This window comes from Streptomyces sp. NBC_00328 (genome assembly GCF_036139655.1).
GTDB lineage: Bacteria > Actinomycetota > Actinomycetes > Streptomycetales > Streptomycetaceae > Streptomyces.
This window is the reverse complement of sequence record NZ_CP108013.1, coordinates 6,763,629-6,782,505: the sequence shown is the minus strand read 5'-3', so window position 1 is coordinate 6,782,505 and position 18,877 is coordinate 6,763,629. Positions and strand designations below refer to the sequence as shown.

Here is an 18,877-nt window from a genome sequence, read left to right as displayed (position 1 = left end):
CTTAGAGGCTGTCGATTACAGGAAGTACAGGCGGTTGAGGGAGACCGAGTCGGCGGGCTCGGAGCGCAGCGGTTCGCCGTCGAGGGTGACCAGTCCGGTGCGCCCGTCCACGTCGACCGCTCCGGTACGGGAGTTGAGGCGCAGGTCGGCGGGGCCGATGCCGCGGGTGCCGCGGACCGCCACACGGCGGCGGCGGGTCGGCATGGTGTCGTTGCCCTGGTCGAGCGCGGCCTGGGCGACGAAGGCCACGGAGATCTCGGCGGGGGTCGCGCCGTGCGCCCCGAACTGCGGTCCGAGGACGAGGGGTTCGCAGGTGTCGGTGGCGGCGTTCGGGTCGCCGACGACTCCGTAGGCCGGGAAGCCGGCCTTCAGGACGAGCTGCGGTTTGGCGCCGAAGTACTCGGGGCGCCACAGCACGATGTCGGCGAGCTTGCCGGTCTCGATGGAGCCGACCTCGTGGGCGAGGCCGTGGGCGATGGCCGGGTTGATGGTCAGTTTGGCCATGTAGCGCAGGACGCGTTCGTTGTCGTGGTCCTCGGGGGCGCCGAACTGGGCCTTCATCTTCCCGGCCATGGCGAAGGTGCGGCGCACGGTCTCGCCGGCGCGGCCCATGCCCTGCGCGTCGGAGGAGGTGATGCCGATGGCGCCCAGGTCGTGCAGCACGTCCTCGGCGCCCATGGTCCCGGCGCGGATGCGGTCGCGGGCCATGGCGGCGTCGCCGGGCAGGTCGGTCTTCAGGTCGTGGACGGAGACGATCATGCCGTAGTGCTCGGCGACCGCGTCCCGGCCGAAGGGCAGGGTCGGGTTGGTGGAGGACCCGATGACGTTCGCGACGCCCGCCATCTTCAGCACGTTCGGGACGTGCCCGCCGCCGCAGCCCTCGATGTGGAAGGCGTGGATGGTGCGCCCGTCGAGCACCCTGAGGGTGTCCTCGACGGACAGGCACTCGTTCAGCCCGTCGCTGTGCAGGGCGACTTGGACGTCGTGCTCCTCGGCGACGCGCAGCGCGGTGTCGAGCGCCCGGGTGTGGGCGCCCATGTCCTCGTGGACCTTGAAGCCGCTCGCGCCGCCCTCGGCGAGCGCCTCGATCAGGGGTGCGCCGTCGGAGGACGAACCCCGGCCCAGGAAGCCGATGTTGACCGGCCAGGCGTCGAAGGCGCCGAAGGCGTGGCGCAGCGCCCAGGGGGAGTTGACGCCGACGCCCCACACCGGGCCGAACTCCTGGCCGATGATCGTCGTCACGCCGGAGGCGAGCGATGCCTCCATGATGCGCGGCGACAGCAGATGGACGTGGGTGTCGACGGCTCCGGCGGTGGCGATGAGCCCCTCGCCGGAGACGATGGAGGTGCCGGTGCCGACCACGACGTCGACGCCGTCGAGGGTGTCGGGGTTGCCGGCCCGCCCGATCGAGCAGATCCGGCCCTCGCGGATGCCGATGGACACCTTCCGGATGCCCTGGACGGCGTCGATCACCACCACGTTGCTGATGACGATGTCGCAGGTGTCCCGGACGGCGGCGGCCTTGAGGTGCAGCCCGTCGCGGGCGGTCTTGCCGAATCCGGCCAGGAACTCGTCCCCGGGGAGCTGGGCGTCGGACTCGACGCGGACGGTCAGCCCCGAGTCGCCGAGCCGGACCCGGTCACCGGCGCGGGGGCCGTGGGTGGCGGCGTACTCGTAGGGGGTGAGGCGGCGGGCCTCGGCGGGGTGGCCTCCTGGGCGGCTCATCGCTCGGCCTCCTGGTCACGGGTGTCGGGTACGCCGAGGTATCCGCAGGCTGCGGCCCGGCGCAGGGCCTCTTCCCTGGCGCCTGGCGCGTCCAGCGGTCCGTCGACCAGCCCGGCGAAGCCGATCGCGACGCGCGCTCCGCCGATGGGCAGCAGCCCCACCTCGGCGCTCTCCCCCGGGCCGAAGCGGACGGACGAGCCGGCGGGCACGGCCAGCCGCATGCCGTAGGCGGCCGGCCGGTCGAAGTCGAGCCGCGGGTTGGCCTCGAAGAAGTGGAAGTGGGAGGTGACGGAGACGGGGACGGGGGCCGTGTTCGTCACGGAGAGGCGGACGGCGGCCTCGGGCTCGGCGTGCTCCGGGCCCGGCAGCAGGGCGCCGGGGGCCCGCTCGCCGAGGCCGCCGCCGATGGGGTCACTGACCACCGCGAGGCGCGAGCCGTCCTCGAAGACGGCCTCGACATGCACCTCGGTCACGATGTCCGCGACGCCGGGCAGGACGTCGTCGGGGCCGAGGACGGACCGGGCCGCCTCGACGGCCTCGGCCAGCCGTCCGCCGTCGCGGGCGGTCTCGCAGACGGTGTCCGCGATCAGGGCGGTGGCCTCCGGCACGTTGAGCCGCAGTCCTCGCGCCCGGCGGGCACGGGCCAGCTCGGCCGCCGAGAACAGCAGCAGTCGGTCACGTTCGGTGGGGGTCAGTCTCACGCCACGACACCTCCTCGCCTTCCTCCATTTAGAACGTCACTCTAAACGTCGGATTCATGGAAGGGAAACATTGACGGATAAGCATCGGAGGCGCCACATTGAGCGTCGCTCTAACTCGTGATGCTGACCGCACCACGCCAGGCGGCCGTCAAAGGAGACCAGCCATGCCGATCGAACAGCGCGGAGTCGACACCATCCCCGAGGAGGAACGCACCAGCGGGCCGCGCGACCTCGTATCGATCCTGCTCGGTTCCAACCTCTGCCTCGGGGTGATCATCTTCGGCTGGCTGCCGCCCTCGTTCGGGCTCGACTGGTGGTCCTCCGTGAGCTCGATCGTCGCAGGCACGGTCGTCGGGACGGCGCTCACCGCGCCGCTGGCCCTGGTCTCCCTGCGGACCGGCACCAACCTCTCCACCTCCTCCGGCGCGCAGTTCGGCGTGCGCGGACGGCTGGTCGGCTCGGTCGTCGGCCTGCTTCTCGCGCTCGGCTACACCGCGCTGACCGTGTGGATCGGCGGGGACGTGATGGTCGGCGTCCTCGGCCGGCTCTTCGGCCTGGAGGCGAACGGCCTGGCGTACGCCGTCGTGTACACGCTGCTGGCCGCCGCCACCGTCGCGGGTGCCGTCTACGGCTACCGCGTGCTGCTCGCCATGTCCCGCGCCCTCGCGATCGGCATGTCGGCCCTGCTGGTGGTCGGCGTGATCGCGTACGCCCCGCACTTCAGCACCGCGGCGCTTCCGGAGGCCGGCGGCTATCTGCTCGGCTCGTTCTGGCCCACCTGGCTGCTCGCGGCGGTGGCGGCCGGCCTGTCGGGCCCGATCGCGTTCATCACGCTGCTGGGCGACTACACCCGCTACGTCTCCCCCGAGCGCCACTCCTCCCGCACGGTCCTGCACGGCACCTGGCTGGGCCTGATCGCCGGTCTCCTCGTCCCCCAGCTCTTCGGCACCTTCACGGCGTACGGGGCTCGCGCGGCCCTGGACTACGCGGGACCGCTGGTGTCCGCCTCCCCCGGCTGGTACCTGGTCCCGCTGCTGCTGGCCGCCTCCGCGGGCTCGGTGGGCAACGCCGGCCTGATGCTCTACTCGATGGGCCTCGACCTCGACGCCATCCTGCCCCGCGCCTCGCGCGCCCGGGCCACCTGCGCGGTCGCCGTCGTCGCCATGCTCTGCGTGTTCGTCGGCCACTACGCCTGGAACGCCCAGTCCGCGATGACGTCCTTCGTGCTGCTCCTGACGGCGATCGGCACCCCGTGGGCGGTCATCACCCTGATCGGCTTCGTCCGCTGCCGCGGGGTCTACGACCCCGACGCCCTCCAGGTCTTCAACCGCCGCTCCCGCGGCGGCGTCTACTGGTACCGGGGCGGCTGGAACGTCCGGGCCACGGCGGCCTGGGCCCTGGGCGCCTTCGTCGGTATCCTGGCCGTGTCACTGCCGTCGTACGAGGGCCCGCTGCTGTCCCTGACGGGCGGGGTGGACTGCAGCTTCGTCCTCTCCGGCCTGGTCGGCGGCCTCGCCTACCTGGCCCTGACGGCGAAGGCCACGTCACACCCGATCGAGCCCGTCCAGGAACCGGCCCGCACCGAAAGCCGGCTTTAGGTCGGTCCACCAGGTGGCGTGCTCGTCGTAGGCGGCGAAGAACGGGCGCCCCACCAGGTCCGGATCGCGGGCCTGGATGAGATGGAGCACGAAGACCTTCTCCCCGGCCACCTCCGCCGTCCCGTCCACGCAGACCTTGCCCGGCATCGCCGACATGACCGGGCCGCGCACGGTCCGCGCGAGGCCGGACACCTGGGCGTAGGCGTCGCGGAAGATCTGATGGCAGCGGGCCAGCGGCACCCCGAAGTAGCCCTGCGGGCCGGTGTCCCGCTCTACGAACTGGTAGTAGGGCACCGCCCCCAGCGCGGTCGTCTCGTTCCACAGCTCGGCCCACGCCGCGGCGCTGTCGTTGATCCCCCTGACCAGGGGACCCTGACAGCGGATCACGGCCCCCGTGTCGCGCACCCGGCGCATCGCCTCGCGCACGGCCGGGGGCCGCAGCTCCTGCGGGTGCGTGAAGTGGGCCATCAGGGCGAGATTCCGGCCGCTCGCGACCACCTTCTCCAGCAGTCGCAGCAGGTCGTCGGCGTCGCGGTCGGTGAGGAACCGGTACGGCCAGAAAGCCAGCGCCTTGGTCCCGATGCGGATCGAGCGGACCGTGTCGATCTCCAGGAGCGGCTCGACGTACCGGCGCAGCACCTCGGTGCTCATCACCATCGGATCGCCGCCCGTGATCAGGGCGCTGGTGACCTCCGGGTGGGCGCGCAGATAGGCGGACGTGGCGGAGATGTCGTCGGTGGCGATCCGCAGGTCGGACTCGCCGACGAACTGGGGCCAGCGGAAGCAGTACGTGCAGTAGGCGTGGCAGGTCTGGCCCTGGCGCGGGAAGATCAGCACCGTTTCCGGGTACTTGTGCTGGAGACCGGTGAGGCGACGTCCCTCGTGCACGGGGACGTTGGCGTCGAGCTGCCCGGAGGGATGCGGGTTGAGCTTCATCCGGATCTCGTGGGCAGCGCGCAGCACGTCCGCCTTCGGGGCCTGCTGGGAGAGCAGGTCCGCCATCTGCTTGAGATCGGGCTCGGGCAGCATCTCGGCCTGCGGGAACGTCAGCCGGAAGATCGGGTCGTCGGGCACGGCCGCCCAGTCGATCAGCTCGTCGACGACGTAGCTGTTCGTGCGGAACGGCAGGACGGCCGCCACGGCCCGCAGGGCGAGCCGTTCGTCGGGCGACAGCGACACGCGCTGGAGCAGGCCGTCCAGATCACGCGGGGTGAAGGCGCGAAAGCGGGGACTCGTGTCGGGGGATCGGGTGCTCGTGTACGAAGCCGGGTGGAGCGCTGAACTCATTGGTGCCGGAGCCTCTATTCCGTGAACGAAGCCGCTGGCCGCAGTTCGACGAAGGCGGTCGCCGAGGCATCGTACTTCTCCGTGAAGTGCTGGATGAGTAAGGCGTGCAGCTCGCTTTCGTCGTCCACCACGACCAGTTCGTGCGCGCCGGGGGCGCTCAAGAAGTCGCTGTGCGCCGACAGTTGGTCCAGCCGGTGGCGTGCCATGTACGACACGAGGTCGTGCCCCGCGACGTACACGGCGTCGTCCGCGTACACGAAACGGCAGCTGAACGCCCTGCGCCCGTCGGTCGCGTCGACCAGGGTCACCGGCAGATGGGTGAACCGGTCCATGGGCTTGCTCTGCTGCCACAACTCGTCGAAGCGCTGCTCGACGAAGGTGCCGAGCGGGGAACGGACGGCCACTTCGAGCTGGACGCCTTCGCCGGAGAGGCGGCCCACGGTGAGGAAGGAGACGAGGCAGCGGTCGTCCCAGCGGTAGAGGGTCACGCCCGGAGAGGTGGAACACAGGCGCACTTCGAGGAGTTGGCGGGATTCCTCGTCGAGCCGGAGCGCGAACCGGTCCAGGGTGCGCAGGTTGCGCATGATGTCGCGGCGGATGTCGGCGCTCCGCTCGCCCAGTTCACGGCCGCGCAGAATGACCGCGAGCGAGTCCGGGTCCAGCAGCAGTATCTGGACGCGGGCACCGTGCGCGGTGGCCGCCTTGATGCCGCGGAACAGCCGCTCGGAGAACTGCGGGCCGAAGACGCTGGAGAAGGTGTCGAGGACCTTGACGTTCGAGGTCGCGCCGTAGACCTGGGAACTGAACCATTCGTAGTCCAGCCGGGTGTGCTCGCGGACCCGGCCCTCCTGGGCGCGGCTGATCAGCGGGCCGATCACGAAGACGGTGACGACGACGCCGACGATGTCCGTGCCGAGGTTGAGGGCGAGGTTCTCCCCGTAGTTGACCATCCGCCTGCTGGTCCACAGCAGGAGTGCGGCGACGGCGGCGAGCAGGCCGAGGACGGTGAGGCTCTGCGGTCGGCGCGGAGTGCGCAGGGTGCGCAGCAGCCGGCCCGGCCGTGACAGCGGCGACCTTGCACTCACCTGCGCTCCCTCCGCGACCGTGCGGGCGCACGGGAGGGCACGCTCCCCCGTGGACTGAGTGGATACCCGTGTCGCCGGGGCGCTACGCGTCGAACGAACAGCCGGTCCCCGCACCCCTGTCGGGGAGACGGGGACCGGCTGAGGGTGCGGGCGGATCAGCCCAGGGGGTGCATCCAGCCGTGGGTGTCCTCGGTGATGCCGCGCTGGATGTCGAGGAGGGCCTCACGGAGGCGGAGGGTGACCTTGCCGGGCTCGCCGCCGGACTGGTGCCACTCGGTGCCGGCGCGCTTGACGTTGCCCACGGGGGTGATGACGGCGGCGGTGCCGCAGGCGAAGACCTCGGTGAGGGTGCCGTTCTCGGCGTCGGTCTGCCACTGGTCGATGGAGACGCGGCCCTCCTCGGCGGTGTAGCCGAGGTCGCGGGCGACGGTCAGCAGGGAGTCGCGGGTGACGCCCTCCAGGATGGAGCCGGTGAGGGACGGGGTGACGATCCTGTCGCCGTACACGAAGTACAGGTTCATGCCACCGAGTTCCTCGATCCACTTGTGCTCGACCGCGTCGAGGTAGCAGACCTGGTCGCAGCCCTTGGCGGCGGCCTCCTTCTGGGCGAGGAGCGAGGCGGCGTAGTTGCCGCCCGTCTTGGCGTCGCCCATGCCACCGGGAACGGCGCGGACGCGGTCCTCGGAGAGCCAGATCGACACCGGCTTCACGCCGCCCGCGAAGTAGGCGCCGGCGGGCGAGGCGATGACGAGGAAGAGGTACTCGTTGGCGGGCTTCACGCCGAGGCCGACCTCGGTCGCGATCATGAAGGGACGCAGGTAGAGGGACTCCTCGCCGCCGTGCGCGGGAACCCAGTCGCGGTCCTGGCGGACGAGCGCGTCACAGGCCTCGACGAAGGTCTCCACGGGCAGCTCGGGCATGCCGAGCCGGCGGGCGGAGGCCTGGAAGCGCTTGGCGTTCTTGTCGGGACGGAACGTCGCGACGGAGCCGTCGGGCCGGCGGTAGGCCTTGAGGCCCTCGAAGATCTCCTGCGCGTAGTGCAGGGTCATGTTCGCCGGGTCGAGGGAGAGCGGTCCGTACGGGACGAGCTGGCCGTCGTGCCAGCCACGGCCCTCGGTCCACTTGATGGTCACCATGTGATCGGTGAAGTGGCGGCCGAACCCGGGGTTGACCAGGATCGCCTCGCGCTCGGCGGCGGAGAGCGGACTGGCGGAGGGCTTGAGCTCGATCGTGGGCTGCGTCATGAGTGGTTTTGTCCTTCACCGGTTGTATGTGACGGGCCGCGCTCACGCCCGAACTGCCCGTGGCCAGTGCTAGGACGTCCGAACATTCCCTCATTCCGCGGCTCCGCTCCCGATTATCGCGCGCGGAGGACCGTGGACGAAAACGGTGTGAATACGGCCCTGGGAATGACCCAGGGATGGCCCAGGGACTGATGGTGGCACCCGGCGAGGGCACAGCAAAGCCGCCGGGTGCGGATGCGACCCGGCGGCTTGCTACGGAACGTAGGTGGTGCGCCGGGTCAGCCGGCTACTCGCAGGGCGAGCGCGTCGCCGATCTCCTCGGTGCTGCGGGCGGGCTTGCCGACCCGCTCGGCGAGGTCGGCCGCGACGGCCTCCTCGATCCGGGCCGCCTCGGTCTCGTAGCCGAGGTGGCGCAGCAGCAGGGCGACGGACAGGACGGTGGCGCTGGGGTCGGCCTTGCCCTGGCCCGCGATGTCGGGCGCCGAGCCGTGCACGGGCTCGAACATCGAGGGGAACTCGCCGCTCGGGTTGATGTTGCCCGAGGCGGCGACGCCGATGCCGCCGGAGACGGCCGCGGCGAGGTCGGTGATGATGTCGCCGAAGAGGTTGTCGGTGACGATCACGTCGAAGCGCTCGGGCTGCGTGACGAGGAAGATCGTCGCCGCGTCCACGTGGATGTAGTCGGTGGTGACCTCGGGGAACTCCTCGGCCACCTTGTTGAAGACGTTGGTCCAGAGGTGGCCCGCGAAGGTCAGCACGTTGTTCTTGTGGACCAGCGTCAGCTTCTTGCGCGGGCGGGCCTGGGCGCGGGCGAACGCGTCACGGACGACCCGCTCGACACCGAACGCCGTGTTGACGGAGACCTCGGTGGCGACCTCGTGCGGCGTGCCCTTGCGGATGGTGCCGCCGTTGCCCGTGTACGGGCCCTCGGTGCCCTCACGGACCACGACGAAGTCGATCGCGGGCTGGCCGGCCAGCGGGGTCTCGACCCCCGGCAGGAGCTTCGAGGGACGCAGGTTCACGTGGTGGTCGAAGGCGAAGCGGAGCTTGAGCAGGAAACCGCGCTCCAGGACACCGGACGGGACCGAGGGGTCACCGATCGCACCCAGCAGGATGGCGTCGTGCCCCTTCAGGGCGTCGAGGTCGGCGTCGGTGAGGGTCTCACCGGTGGCGTGGTAGCGCCGGGCGCCGAAGTCGAACTCCTTGGTCTCCAGCTTCACGTCCTGCGGGAGGACGGCGGAGAGGACTTTGAGCCCCTGGGCCACGACTTCCTGGCCGATGCCGTCACCGGGGATCACTGCGAGATCGATGCTGCGAGACATGACGGCACCGTACTCCGTGTCCCATGGAATGACACGCGATGTCCGCCATACGGACGGGCCGGTGTCGCAGCACGTCTACCCTTCGACACACGTTCACCCGTATGTATGAACGCCGTTGGCGCAGGGTGGGAACTTTCCAGACATGACCGCTCCCTCCACGGGGACTTCCCCCGAGCTGCCCGTCCCCGATGTCGGCATCCCCCGCGAACTCGCACGCGAACTGAGCATGCCGGAGCAGTACGAGTACCTGCGGACACGGCTCACACGGCGCCGGGCACTCGTCGCGGCGAGCGCCTTCGCGGGCGGCGGGCTGCTGGCCGGCTGCGCCCAGGGCGCCGAGGCCACCGCGCGGGTGGCGTCCGGCTCCTCGCCGAACCCGGCCACCAGCCGGATCCCCGGCGCCGCCGTCACTCCGTTCGGCCGCCACCTCGCCTTCGGCGCGGACCCGAAGACCCAGATGCGGATCTCCTGGCAGGTGCCGTTCGCGGTCAGGAAGCCCTACATCCGGGTGGGCCCGACCCCCTGGGCCCTGAGCCACAGGATCGAGGCCGAGGTCCGCCATCTGCACACACCGGGCCTCACCGGGCAGCGGGCGGCCCTGGACCAGTACTACCTGCACGCGGCGCTCGACGGGCTGCGCCCCGGGACGACGTACTACTACGGCGTCGGCCACGAGGGCTTCGACCCGGCGAGCAAGGCGCGGCACTCCACGATCGGCCGTTTCCGCACGGCGCCCGCGCACCCCGAGAAGTTCGTGTTCACCGCCTTCGGCGACCAGGGCGTCACCCCCGACGCGCTGGCCAACGACAAGGTGCTCCTCGGCCGCGGTCCCGCCTTTCATCTGCACGCGGGCGACATCTGCTACGCGGACGGGATCGGGCTCGGCCAGGAGTCGGACGTCTACGACCCGGCCGCCTGGGACCTGTTCCTCAAGCAGACCGAGACGGTCGCGAAGACGGTTCCGTGGATGGTGACGACCGGCAACCACGACATGGAGGCCTGGTACTCGCCGAACGGCTACGGCGGCCAGTCGGCACGCTGGACACTGCCCGGCAACGGCTTCGACCCCCGCAACGCACCGGGCGCCTACTCGTTCGTCTACGGCAACGTCGGCATCGTCGCGCTGGACGCCAACGACGTGTCGTACGAGATCCCGGCCAACAAGGGCTACTCGGAGGGCAGGCAGACGGCCTGGCTCGACAAGCGGCTCGGGGAGCTGCGCCGGCAGGCCGATTTCGTCGTCGTCTTCTTCCACCACTGCGCCTACTCGACGTCGACGCACGCCTCGGACGGCGGGGTGCGTGACGCCTGGGTGCCGCTGTTCGCCAAGCACCAGGTGGACCTGGTGATCAACGGACACAACCATGTGTACGAGCGCACCGACGCCATCAAGGGCGGCAAGGTGGGCAAGCAGGTGCCGGTGGGCGCCTCGACCGATCCGACCCGGGACGGGATCGTCTACGTCACGGCGGGCGGCGCGGGCAAGAGCCTTTACCGCTTCCCCGTCGGGGTCAAGGACAGTTACGAGGGCAAGGTCACGCGGCGCGAGGCCGTCGAGACCTTCCACTGGACGAAGTCGAAGCAGCAGAAGGCGGACACCGTGGAGTGGTCCAGGGTGCGGTACACCGGCTTCTCCTTCCTCTCGGTGGAGGCGCAGGCGGGACCCTCGCCCCGGCTCACGGTGTCGGCGCTGGCCCAGAGCGGCGAGCGCATCGACCACTTCGAGGTGCGGCGCGGAAGCTGAAGGCCACGGCACCGTACGGCGTCCGGCGCAGCCGGGGCGAGGTGCGGCGCGGGGCACCGCCCCACGCCGCACCTTTCACGGGCGCGGCTCCCGGATACGAGGGCGGCGGGCCTCAGTGGCCCGTCGCTCCGCCGTTGTCCCTGCGGTCGAGGGCGCGCTGGAGCGCGGCGGCGGCGTTCTTGCGGTCGGACTCGCTGCTCGTGCGAGTGAGGTGACGGACTCGGCGGACGGTCGTCTCGGCCATGATGAATCGACTCCTTGCCTCCGACGGCGCCCGCACGGGCGGCCGGAAGTGCGATGAGGGATTTACGAGACGCCGGAAGGGGCGGGGAGCGGTGCCGCAGGGGTTGCCTGCCAAGGGCTCCGGCTCACGACCGCCATTCGCTTGGTCGAGCGAGACGTTCGGCTCCTACCAAGCTAGGTGAGGACCGCGCATCTGTCTCCACAATTACTCGGACTTCCTACTATCTGAGACGGCGGATTACGTCACACGGCCGCGACCTGGGGTTTCACTCAGAGCACGTCACCCTCGCGCCAGTCGAAGACCAGCGCGTACGTCGGGTCGAGGGGGCCCCGCACGGTGCCGGGGCGGACGAAGGTGGCACCCTCCTCCTCGGGGAGGCGGACGGCCCCGCCCGGAGCCAGCACGCACACCTGACCCGGCCAGAGCCGCCAGCCCCGCGCCGCGTAGAGAGCGGCCCCGTCCTCGCTCGCGGAGAGCGCGCCGAGTCCGTACGCACCCTCGATGATCCGTTCCAGCTCGGCCATCACCCGTCCGCCGAGCCCCGTACGGCGCACATCGGCGCGTACGCCGACCGCCTCCACGTATCCGACCCGCAGCGAGCGGCCGCGGTGCAGGACGCGCCGCTGGATCACCGAGCCGTGCGCCGCGAGACCCCGGCCGTCACGGACCAGGACGTGCAGGCCCCCGAGCGCGTGGTCCCAGTCCTCGTCCCTGAGGTCCCCGTCGAAGGCGTCCTCCAACAGGGCGCGTGCGGCGCGGAGTTCGGCGGTGCCGAGATCCGCCGTATGGGCGATCCGCAGTCGGGTGGCCATGCGGTCAGTATTCACACGGGAGACGGGAATCCCAGCCCTCCGGCCCACCGGCCGGCAGGCGACGGCAACCTCGGCGCGGCCCTTCACGGCGGCCACCTCTGGAGATCTAACCTTTAAAAACATCTTGACCGGTTAGGCGTGAGCATGCTGGACTGCTCTCACCACCAAGAAGACTTTCAGGGGTTAGGGGATCCGATCATGCGCAGCCACCCGGTCCAGCACCCGGTCCACCACCGCACCACCACCGTCGGCGGCCACCGCATCGCCTACCGCGAGGCGGGCCCCGCGGACGCTCCCGTCCTGCTCCTGCTGCACGGCTTCCCGGCCAGCTCGCACATGTTCCGGGACCTGCTGCCGCTGCTCGCCGACCGCTACCACCTGATCGCCCCCGACCACCTCGGCTTCGGCCGCTCGGACGCCCCGGCGGCCGCCGACTTCCCGTACTCCTTCGACCGCCTGGCCGAGATCACCGGGGAGTTCACCGAGCAGCTCGGCCTCAAGGAGTACGCGCTCTACATCCAGGACTACGGCGCCCCGATCGGCCTGCGCCTGGCGCTCGCGCACCCCGAGCGGGTGACCGCGATCATCACGCAGAACGGCAACGCGTACGAGGAGGGGCTGGGCGCGGACGCCTGGGCGCCGGTGCTGGCGCTGATCGCGGAGCGCACCCCCGCGACGGAGGCGCCGGTCCGGGCGATCAGCGGCCCGGACGGGATCCGGTGGCAGTACCTGACCGGCGTGCCGGACCCGACCCTGGTCAGCCCCGACGCCTACGAGCACGACACCGTTCTGATGGCCCGCCCCGGCCAGCCGGAGATCCAGCTCGACCTGATCTCCGACTACGGCTCCAACTTCGCGCTCTACCCGGCGTTCCAGGAGTACTTCCGCACCAGCCAGGTCCCGCTCCTGGCCGTCTGGGGAGGCGGCGACGAGATCTTCGTCCCGGAGGGAGCGCTCGCCTTCCGCCGCGACCTCCCGGACGCCGAGATCCATCTGCTCCCCACGGGGCACTTCGCCCTGGAGACGCACGCGGCCCAGATCGCGGCCCTCATCAGGGACTTCCTCGGCCGCGGCGCGACGGCCGACGGCCGCGAAGCGCGTCACCCGCACGACTGATCCTCGGCGCGGCATGCCACATCGGGCTCCGGCAACGGGAAACGGTGACGGCATGAGCGACACGACCAGAGCACTGCTTGAGGGCGGCCCGGACGACCTGCCCGAACGGATCGTCCCGGCCCCGGACCCCGGATCGGACGTGAAGATCGAGTTGCGCGGTGGATACGAGCACTTCAGGCCGACCCCGCGTCACGCGGACTCGCCGGAGGGCAGGCTGCCCGTGTACGAGTGGTGGGAGCGGACGGAGCTGCCCGGGTAGCTCCGCGGGGCCGGGAACCGGAACCGCCCCCGCTCCACGGACGGGGGAGACCGTGGGGCGGGGGCGGAGTGGGTGACGGGCGGCCGGCCCGGGGGCCGGCGGCCGCGTTCGGCTGTCAGCCCATGTGCGGGTAGCCGTAGTCGGTCGGCGGAACCAGCGTCTCCTTGATGGCGCGGGTCAGCGTCCAGCGCATCAGGTTCTGCGGGGCGCCCGCCTTGTCGTTGGTGCCGGAGGCACGGCCGCCGCCGAAGGGCTGCTGGCCGACGACGGCGCCGGTCGACTTGTCGTTGATGTAGAAGTTGCCCGCCGCGTAGCGGAGCTTGTCCATCGTGTACGCGGCCGCCGCGCGGTCGCCGGAGATGACCGCGCCGGTGAGCGCGTAGTCGGACGCCGACTCCATCTGGGTCAGCATCTCGTCGTACTTCTCGTCCTCGTAGACGTGCACGGCGAGGAAGGGGCCGAAGTACTCGGTCGTGAAGACCTCGTTCTCCGGGTCCGAGCACTCGACGACGGTCGGGCGCACGAAGTAGCCGACGGAGTCGTCGTACGAGCCGCCCGCGACGATCGTGCAGGTCGGGTCGGCCTTCGCGCGGTCGATGGCCGCCTTGTTCTTGGCGAACGAGCGCTCGTCGATGACCGCGCCGATGAAGTTCGACAGGTCGGTGACGTCACCCATGGTCAGTCCGTCGACCTCGGCCGCGAACTCCTCCTTGAAACCGGAGTTCCAGATGGAGGCCGGGACGTAGGCGCGGGAGCTCGCCGAGCACTTCTGGCCCTGGTACTCGAAGGAACCCCGGGTCAGGGCGGTCTTGAGGACCGCGCGGTCCGCCGACGGGTGGGCGACGACGAAGTCCTTGCCGCCGGTCTCGCCGACCAGACGCGGGTAGGAGCGGTACTTCTCGATGTTGTTGCCGACCGTCTTCCACAGGTACTGGAAGGTCTTGGTCGAGCCGGTGAAGTGGATGCCGGCGAGGTCGCGGTGCTCCAGGGCGACCTTGGAGACCTCGATGCCGTCACCGGTGACGAGGTTGATGACGCCCTTGGGCAGGCCCGCCTCCTCCAGGAGCTGCATCAGCAGCACGGCGGCGTGGGTCTGCGTCGGGGACGGCTTCCAGACGACGACGTTGCCCATGAGCGCCGGAGCAGTGGGCAGGTTGCCGGCGATCGCCGTGAAGTTGAAGGGCGTGATCGCGTAGACGAAGCCCTCCAGCGGACGGTGGTCCATGCGGTTCCACACGCCCGGGGAGTTCGCCGGCGGCTGCTCGGCGAGGATCTGGCGGGCGTAGTGGACGTTGAAGCGCCAGAAGTCGACGAGCTCGCAGGGGGTGTCGATCTCGGCCTGCTGGGCGGTCTTCGACTGGCCGAGCATGGTGGAGGCGGCCAGCGTCTCGCGCCAGGGACCGGCCAGCAGCTCGGCGGCGCGCAGGATGATCGCGGCGCGGTCGTCGAAGGCCATCGCGCGCCAGGCGGGAGCGGCGGCGAGGGCCGCGTCGACGGCGTCCTGGGCGTCCTGCTGCGTGGCGTTGGCGTACGTGCCGATGCGCGCCTTGTGGTTGTGCGGCTGCACGACGTCGAAACGGTCACCGCCGCCCATGCGCCGCTCGCCGCCGATGGTCATCGGCAGGTCGATCGGGTTCTCGGCCAGCTCCTTGAGCTTCGCCTCCAGGCGGGCGCGCTCGGGCGAGCCGGGGGCGTAGCCGTGCACCGGCTCGTTGACGGGGGTGGGGACCTGGGTCACAGCGTCCATTTTTTCCGTAACTCCTTGAGTCGAGCGGGTGGTTCGGTCTCAGCCCTTGGTGAGGATCGAGCGGGCGCTGTGCCTGCCCGGGGGACAACCCCCGGACCCCCGGCCGAAGCCGCGGCACAGCCAAGTGGAATCAGCCACGTGTGATCATGCTTCGCAGGAAGAACACGAGGTTGGCCGGCTTCTCCGCCAGGCGCCGCATGAAGTAGCCGTACCAGTCGGTGCCGTACGCGGTGTAGACGCGCATGCGGTGGCCCTCGGCGGCGAGCCGCAGGTGCTCGTCGCTGCGGATGCCGTAGAGCATCTGGAACTCGTACTCGTCCAGTTTGCGCCCGGCCGTCCGCGCCAGCTCCTGGGCGATCGAGATGAGACGGGGGTCGTGGGACCCGATCATCGGGTACCCCTCGCCCTCCATCAGGATCTTCAGGATGCGGACGTACGCCTTGTCGGTCTCCGCCTTCTGCTGGTACGCGACCTCGGCGGGCTCCTTGTAGGCGCCCTTCACCAGACGGACGCGGCTGCCGCTCCCGGCGAGGCGGCGGGCGTCGGCCTCGGTGCGGAAGAGGTAGGCCTGGATCACGCAGCCGGTCTGCGGGAAGTCCTTCCGCAGTTCCTCGTGGATCGCGAACATCGAGTCGAGGGTGGTGTGGTCCTCGGCGTCCAGCGTGACGGTGGTGCCGATGGCGGCGGCGGCCTCGACGACCGGACGGACGTTCGCGAGGGCCAGCTCGTGACCGCCCTCCAGCGCCTGCCCGAACATCGACAGCTTGATCGACATCTCGGCCTTGGTGCCGAGGCCGAGCTCTTCGAGGCGGCCGATCAGCTCCAGGTACGCGTCACGGGCGGCGTACGACTGCTCGGGGGTCGTGATGTCCTCGCCGACGACGTCCATCGTGACTTCCAGGCCCTTGCCCGTGAGGTCCTTGATGATCGGGACGACCTGGTCGACGGTCTCACCGGGGATGAAGCGGTCGACGACCGGCTTGGTCACCGGGGCGGCCGAGATCAGACGGCGCATCTTGTCGCTGCGCGAGGCGGCGAGAATCACGGGACCCAGCACGGGGCACCTCCACAACGAAAGTCAGCAGGAGGCCGCGTCCCGACGATTCGGGTACGGCACGGAGAACCACCGTGAAACCTAGGGATGTCTACGATCCTGGGCCATCGACAGCTGTCACGCATCCCTGCCCCGGATCTCAGACATATGTATGAAGGGCTCGCGGAAATGCGCGAGAATGCCGGGGTGAGCGGTGAACACAGAGGCGACTACCAAGAGCTGGTCGACGAGATCTCGGCGCTCCTCGGCGTCCCGGCGACGCTGGAGAACCGCGATTTCGAGCTGATCGCCTTCGGTGCGTACGACAGCGAGGGCGACCTCGACCCGTCCGCCCTGGACCCCGTGCGCACCCGCTCGATCCTCACCCGGCGTTCCACCACCGCGGTCCGCACCTGGTTCGAGGGCTTCGGCATCACCCGCGCGACCGGGCCCGTCCGTATCCCGCCGACCCCCGAGGCCGGGGTCTACCGGGGGCGGATCTGTCTCCCTGTACGTCACCGGGGCGTCGTCCTCGGCTATGTCTGGCTGCTCGACGACGACCCGGGCCCCACGGACGCCCAGCTCGCGGGGGCGATGCAGGTGGCCTCCCGCATCGGCGCGCTGCTCGCGGACGAGGCGCAGGCCGGCGCGGATCTCACCCGGGAGCTGCGTGCCGTCCTGACCGCCGAGCGCGGCTGGCAGCGGGACATGGCGGTGGCCGAACTGCGCACGGCGCTCGGCCCGCGCGGCGACGGCCTGCACACGGTGGTGTGCGTGGCCCCGTGGCCCTCGGCCGACCCGGACGACGCCCCTTCCGCCCGTTCGGTGCCGGGTACGACCGCCCTGTGCACCATCCCGTGGGGCACCACCGGCCAGAGCCTGGCCCTGCTGGTCCGGCTGCGTTCGCCCGACGTCCTGACTCCGGCGCTGACGGCGGCCGGCCGGTTCGTACGGGAGGCCGCGGGCGTCCGCGGCGAGGGCGCCGTCCCCGGCGGCGGTCCGGGAACCGCCTCCCCGGGCGGGACGGCGGCCGCCGGGGTCGCGGGGGCCCGGGAGGGGCTCGGGGAGCTGGGGGCCGCCTGGCGCGAGGCAGCCGCGGCCGCGCGCGCGGCGCTGGCCGAACCCCGGCTCGGTCCGGTCGCCGAGTGGGGGGCGATCGGCCCCTTCCGGCTCCTGACCGCCCTGCCGCCGGACGCGGCCCACGACCCCGCCGTGAACACCCTGTTGGGCACCGCGCACCGCGAACTCGCGCGCACGGCCGAGGTGTTCCTCGACCGTGCGGGCCAGGCCGGGCGCACGGCGGCCGAGTTGGGCATCCACCGCCAGACGCTCTACTACCGCCTGTCCCGCGTGGAACAGCTCACCGGCCTCGACCTGGACGACGGCGAGGACCGGCTGCTGCTGCACATGGCGTTGAAGGGGGCGCGGCTCTAAGGGCCTTCTAGGGTCCGCGACTTCGTTAGCAGCGAAGGCAGTTCGTTAGCAGTGAGCCTCTTCCAAGCTGGCGGCATTGACCGCCAGTTGGACAGTCCTGCGCAACGACGAAGCTCCTGGTAGACGGGTTCTCGACCAAGATCGCCCGTGTCCGCCAGGAGCTTCGCGTGCTTGTCTACCCGTCCTCGATCGACTTGTCCACCCGCACCCTGCAGTTCCTGGCCGGACAACTGACGGCCAGGCATCGGGACATCGGGACGCGGTGGCGGCGGCTTCCCGTGGCACGTTAGGCCCTGCTCGCCCTGGCCCACCTGCGGTGCGGCGACACCTACACCCAGCTCGCGGCTGGGTTCGGCATCGGGATCGCAACCGTCTACCGCTACATACGTGAGGCCATCGAGGTCCTGGCCGCCCTCGCCCCGACCCTGGCCGAGGCGATGAAGACCATCCGGACGAAGGCGTTCGTCATCCTCGACGGCACCCTGCTGCCCATCGACCGCATCGCCGCCGACACCCCGTACTACTCCGGGAAACACAAACGCCACGGCATGAACATCCAGGTCCTCACCGATCCGTTCGGACGGCTGCTCTGGGCCTCGCCAGCTCTGCCCGGCTCGACCCACGACCTGACCGCCGCCCGGCAGCACGGGATCATCGACGCCCTCACCGCAGCGGGCCTCAAGTGCTGGGCGGACAAGGCGTACCAAGGAGCCGGCAGGCCCGTCCGGGTCCCGTTTCAGGGCCGCCGCCTCAAGCAGTGGAAGCGCCGCCACAACACCACCCACGCCAAGATCCGTTGCCTTGGCGAGCAGGCCATGGCCACCCTCAAGGGCTGGCGGCTCCTGCGGAAACTCCGCTGCAGCACCAACCGCATTACCAACGTCGTGAAGGCAGTAGTCGTCCTTCACCACGCATCAGCGTGAGGTTGGAAAACGCTCAGTGAGGGGTCTCAAGCGGCAACGCCTGACTCGGAACCCAAGGGCGTGGGGAGTTTCGGGTGTGGTGCCGGGCCTCGAATTGGTGTCGTAGATCAGATTTAGTAAGCGGCTTACAGCGACCTATAATTGGGTTCTGATTACCTCATCCGGACGCGGCCACGGGAGCCTGGCGCATTGGACGTCTCAGATGAGCCACCGCCAGGACTGCGGACAGTGAGCCTTTTCCAACCTGTGGTCAGGCAAATGCAGTTGATGCTGTCGGGCTGTACGTAGCAGTGAAGCTCCTGATAGACGGGTTCACGACCAAGATCACCCGTAGCCTTCCAGGAGCTTCGTCGTGCTTGTCTACCGGTCCGCGATCGACCTGTCCAGTTCGGCCCTGCGCCTGCTGGCCCGGCACCTCGCCGCGCGACGCATCCAGCTGCGAACCCGCTGGCGGCGGCTGTCAACAGGACGTCAGGCTCTCCTGGCCCTGGCTCACTTGCGCTGTGGGGACACCTACACTCGCCTGGCCGCCGCCTTCCAAGTGGGCGTCGCCACCGCGCACCGGTACGTAGCCGAGGCAATCGACGTCCTGGAGACCTCCTT

At 70.4% G+C, this 18,877-nt stretch carries 15 protein-coding genes and 2 pseudogenes; 7 read left to right on the top strand and 10 right to left on the bottom strand.

All coding sequences use genetic code 11. The annotated features are described in order from the left end of the window. Positions 1-15: 15 nt before the first annotated feature. Together OG485_RS29875 and ureA are read right to left on the bottom strand one after the other, a co-directional pair. Positions 16-1,725 (bottom strand): urease subunit alpha, encoded by a 1,710-nt coding sequence (locus tag OG485_RS29875; RefSeq protein WP_328671636.1) that lies wholly within the window; start codon positions 1,723-1,725, stop codon positions 16-18. Next, complete coding sequence (gene ureA, locus OG485_RS29870) at positions 1,722-2,426, bottom strand: urease subunit gamma (RefSeq protein WP_328671634.1); 705 nt, start codon at positions 2,424-2,426, stop codon at positions 1,722-1,724. Before ureA ends, OG485_RS29875 begins: the two co-directional genes overlap by 4 nt. Before the next feature lie 164 nt (positions 2,427-2,590). Here ureA and OG485_RS29865 point away from each other — a divergent pair, with 164 nt between their 5' ends. Continuing rightward, positions 2,591-4,024 (top strand): cytosine permease, encoded by a 1,434-nt coding sequence (locus tag OG485_RS29865; protein ID WP_328671631.1) that lies wholly within the window; start codon positions 2,591-2,593, stop codon positions 4,022-4,024. Here OG485_RS29865 and OG485_RS29860 read toward each other — a convergent pair. The 4 genes from OG485_RS29860 to OG485_RS29845 all read right to left on the bottom strand — a co-directional run bounded on the left by OG485_RS29860 (position 3,971) and on the right by OG485_RS29845 (position 8,962). Beyond that, positions 3,971-5,311, bottom strand: a complete 1,341-nt coding sequence (locus OG485_RS29860; RefSeq protein WP_328671629.1) for a KamA family radical SAM protein — start codon at positions 5,309-5,311, stop codon at positions 3,971-3,973. The two genes, OG485_RS29865 and OG485_RS29860, sit on opposite strands and share 54 nt — an antisense overlap. 14 nt (positions 5,312-5,325) lie before the next feature. After that, entirely contained in the window at positions 5,326-6,396 is a 1,071-nt protein-coding gene (locus tag OG485_RS29855; protein ID WP_328671627.1) for a hypothetical protein, read from the bottom strand. Positions 6,397-6,551: 155 nt separating this feature from the next. Continuing rightward, on the bottom strand, positions 6,552-7,640 hold the full coding sequence (locus OG485_RS29850; protein WP_328671625.1) for a branched-chain amino acid aminotransferase: 1,089 nt from the start codon (positions 7,638-7,640) through the stop codon (positions 6,552-6,554). A 278-nt stretch (positions 7,641-7,918) separates the two neighbouring features. Next, positions 7,919-8,962, bottom strand: coding sequence for a 3-isopropylmalate dehydrogenase (locus tag OG485_RS29845; protein WP_328671623.1), 1,044 nt, complete (start codon positions 8,960-8,962; stop codon positions 7,919-7,921). Between the two features lie 175 nt (positions 8,963-9,137). On the opposite strand from OG485_RS29845, the gene OG485_RS29840 reads away from it, so the two are divergent. After that, positions 9,138-10,706, top strand: a complete 1,569-nt coding sequence (locus OG485_RS29840) for a purple acid phosphatase family protein (RefSeq protein WP_328674715.1) — start codon at positions 9,138-9,140, stop codon at positions 10,704-10,706. Between the two features lie 112 nt (positions 10,707-10,818). Here the strand turns inward: OG485_RS29840 and OG485_RS29835 are convergent, their stop codons facing one another. Then, positions 10,819-10,950 carry a hypothetical protein gene (locus tag OG485_RS29835; protein WP_328671621.1) on the bottom strand — a complete coding sequence of 44 codons (132 nt, stop codon included), beginning with the start codon at positions 10,948-10,950 and terminating at the stop codon, positions 10,819-10,821. A 269-nt stretch (positions 10,951-11,219) separates the two neighbouring features. Then, entirely contained in the window at positions 11,220-11,762 is a 543-nt protein-coding gene (locus OG485_RS29830; protein WP_328671619.1) for a GNAT family N-acetyltransferase, read from the bottom strand. A gap of 198 nt (positions 11,763-11,960) precedes the next feature. Here OG485_RS29830 and OG485_RS29825 point away from each other — a divergent pair, with 198 nt between their 5' ends. Together OG485_RS29825 and OG485_RS29820 are read left to right on the top strand one after the other, a co-directional pair. Further along, positions 11,961-12,878 carry an alpha/beta fold hydrolase gene (locus OG485_RS29825; RefSeq protein WP_328671618.1) on the top strand — a complete coding sequence of 306 codons (918 nt, stop codon included), beginning with the start codon at positions 11,961-11,963 and terminating at the stop codon, positions 12,876-12,878. Between the two features lie 52 nt (positions 12,879-12,930). Beyond that, positions 12,931-13,137, top strand: coding sequence for a DUF5988 family protein (locus OG485_RS29820; RefSeq protein WP_328447798.1), 207 nt, complete (start codon positions 12,931-12,933; stop codon positions 13,135-13,137). Positions 13,138-13,252: 115 nt separating this feature from the next. Here OG485_RS29820 and pruA read toward each other — a convergent pair whose 3' ends face one another. Both pruA and OG485_RS29810 read right to left on the bottom strand, forming a co-directional pair. Continuing rightward, positions 13,253-14,884, bottom strand: a complete 1,632-nt coding sequence (gene pruA, locus OG485_RS29815; protein ID WP_328671617.1) for an L-glutamate gamma-semialdehyde dehydrogenase — start codon at positions 14,882-14,884, stop codon at positions 13,253-13,255. Between the two features lie 130 nt (positions 14,885-15,014). Continuing rightward, the gene (locus tag OG485_RS29810; protein ID WP_328671615.1) at positions 15,015-15,941 is read right to left on the bottom strand and encodes a proline dehydrogenase family protein; all 927 of its coding nucleotides are present in this window, start codon (positions 15,939-15,941) and stop codon (positions 15,015-15,017) included. 165 nt (positions 15,942-16,106) lie between these two features. Between OG485_RS29810 and OG485_RS29805 the strand changes: the two genes are divergently transcribed. The 3 genes and pseudogenes from OG485_RS29805 to OG485_RS29795 all read left to right on the top strand — a co-directional run. Further along, on the top strand, positions 16,107-17,351 hold the full coding sequence (locus tag OG485_RS29805; protein WP_328671613.1) for a PucR family transcriptional regulator: 1,245 nt from the start codon (positions 16,107-16,109) through the stop codon (positions 17,349-17,351). A 167-nt stretch (positions 17,352-17,518) separates the two neighbouring features. Beyond that, positions 17,519-18,274: pseudogene (locus OG485_RS29800) on the top strand (transposase family protein). Positions 18,275-18,626: 352 nt separating this feature from the next. Beyond that, positions 18,627-18,866, top strand: a pseudogene (locus tag OG485_RS29795) (helix-turn-helix domain-containing protein); the annotation flags it as partial. Between the last annotated feature and the right edge of the window lie 11 nt (positions 18,867-18,877).

Bases quoted from the DNA above. Each gene is read 5' to 3' on its own strand.
- pruA (WP_328671617.1), bottom strand. From the start codon at position 14,884: ATGGACGCTGTGACCCAGGTCCCCACCCCCGTCAACGAGCCGGTGCAC.
- OG485_RS29830 (WP_328671619.1), bottom strand. From the start codon at position 11,762: ATGGCCACCCGACTGCGGATCGCCCATACGGCGGATCTCGGCACCGCC.
- OG485_RS29850 (WP_328671625.1), bottom strand. From the start codon at position 7,640: ATGACGCAGCCCACGATCGAGCTCAAGCCCTCCGCCAGTCCGCTCTCC.
- OG485_RS29825 (WP_328671618.1), top strand. From the start codon at position 11,961: ATGCGCAGCCACCCGGTCCAGCACCCGGTCCACCACCGCACCACCACC.
- OG485_RS29860 (WP_328671629.1), bottom strand. From the start codon at position 5,311: ATGAGTTCAGCGCTCCACCCGGCTTCGTACACGAGCACCCGATCCCCC.
- OG485_RS29805 (WP_328671613.1), top strand. From the start codon at position 16,107: ATGCGCGAGAATGCCGGGGTGAGCGGTGAACACAGAGGCGACTACCAA.
- OG485_RS29865 (WP_328671631.1), top strand. From the start codon at position 2,591: ATGCCGATCGAACAGCGCGGAGTCGACACCATCCCCGAGGAGGAACGC.
- OG485_RS29820 (WP_328447798.1), top strand. From the start codon at position 12,931: ATGAGCGACACGACCAGAGCACTGCTTGAGGGCGGCCCGGACGACCTG.
- OG485_RS29875 (WP_328671636.1), bottom strand. From the start codon at position 1,725: ATGAGCCGCCCAGGAGGCCACCCCGCCGAGGCCCGCCGCCTCACCCCC.
- OG485_RS29845 (WP_328671623.1), bottom strand. From the start codon at position 8,962: ATGTCTCGCAGCATCGATCTCGCAGTGATCCCCGGTGACGGCATCGGC.
- OG485_RS29835 (WP_328671621.1), bottom strand. From the start codon at position 10,950: ATGGCCGAGACGACCGTCCGCCGAGTCCGTCACCTCACTCGCACGAGC.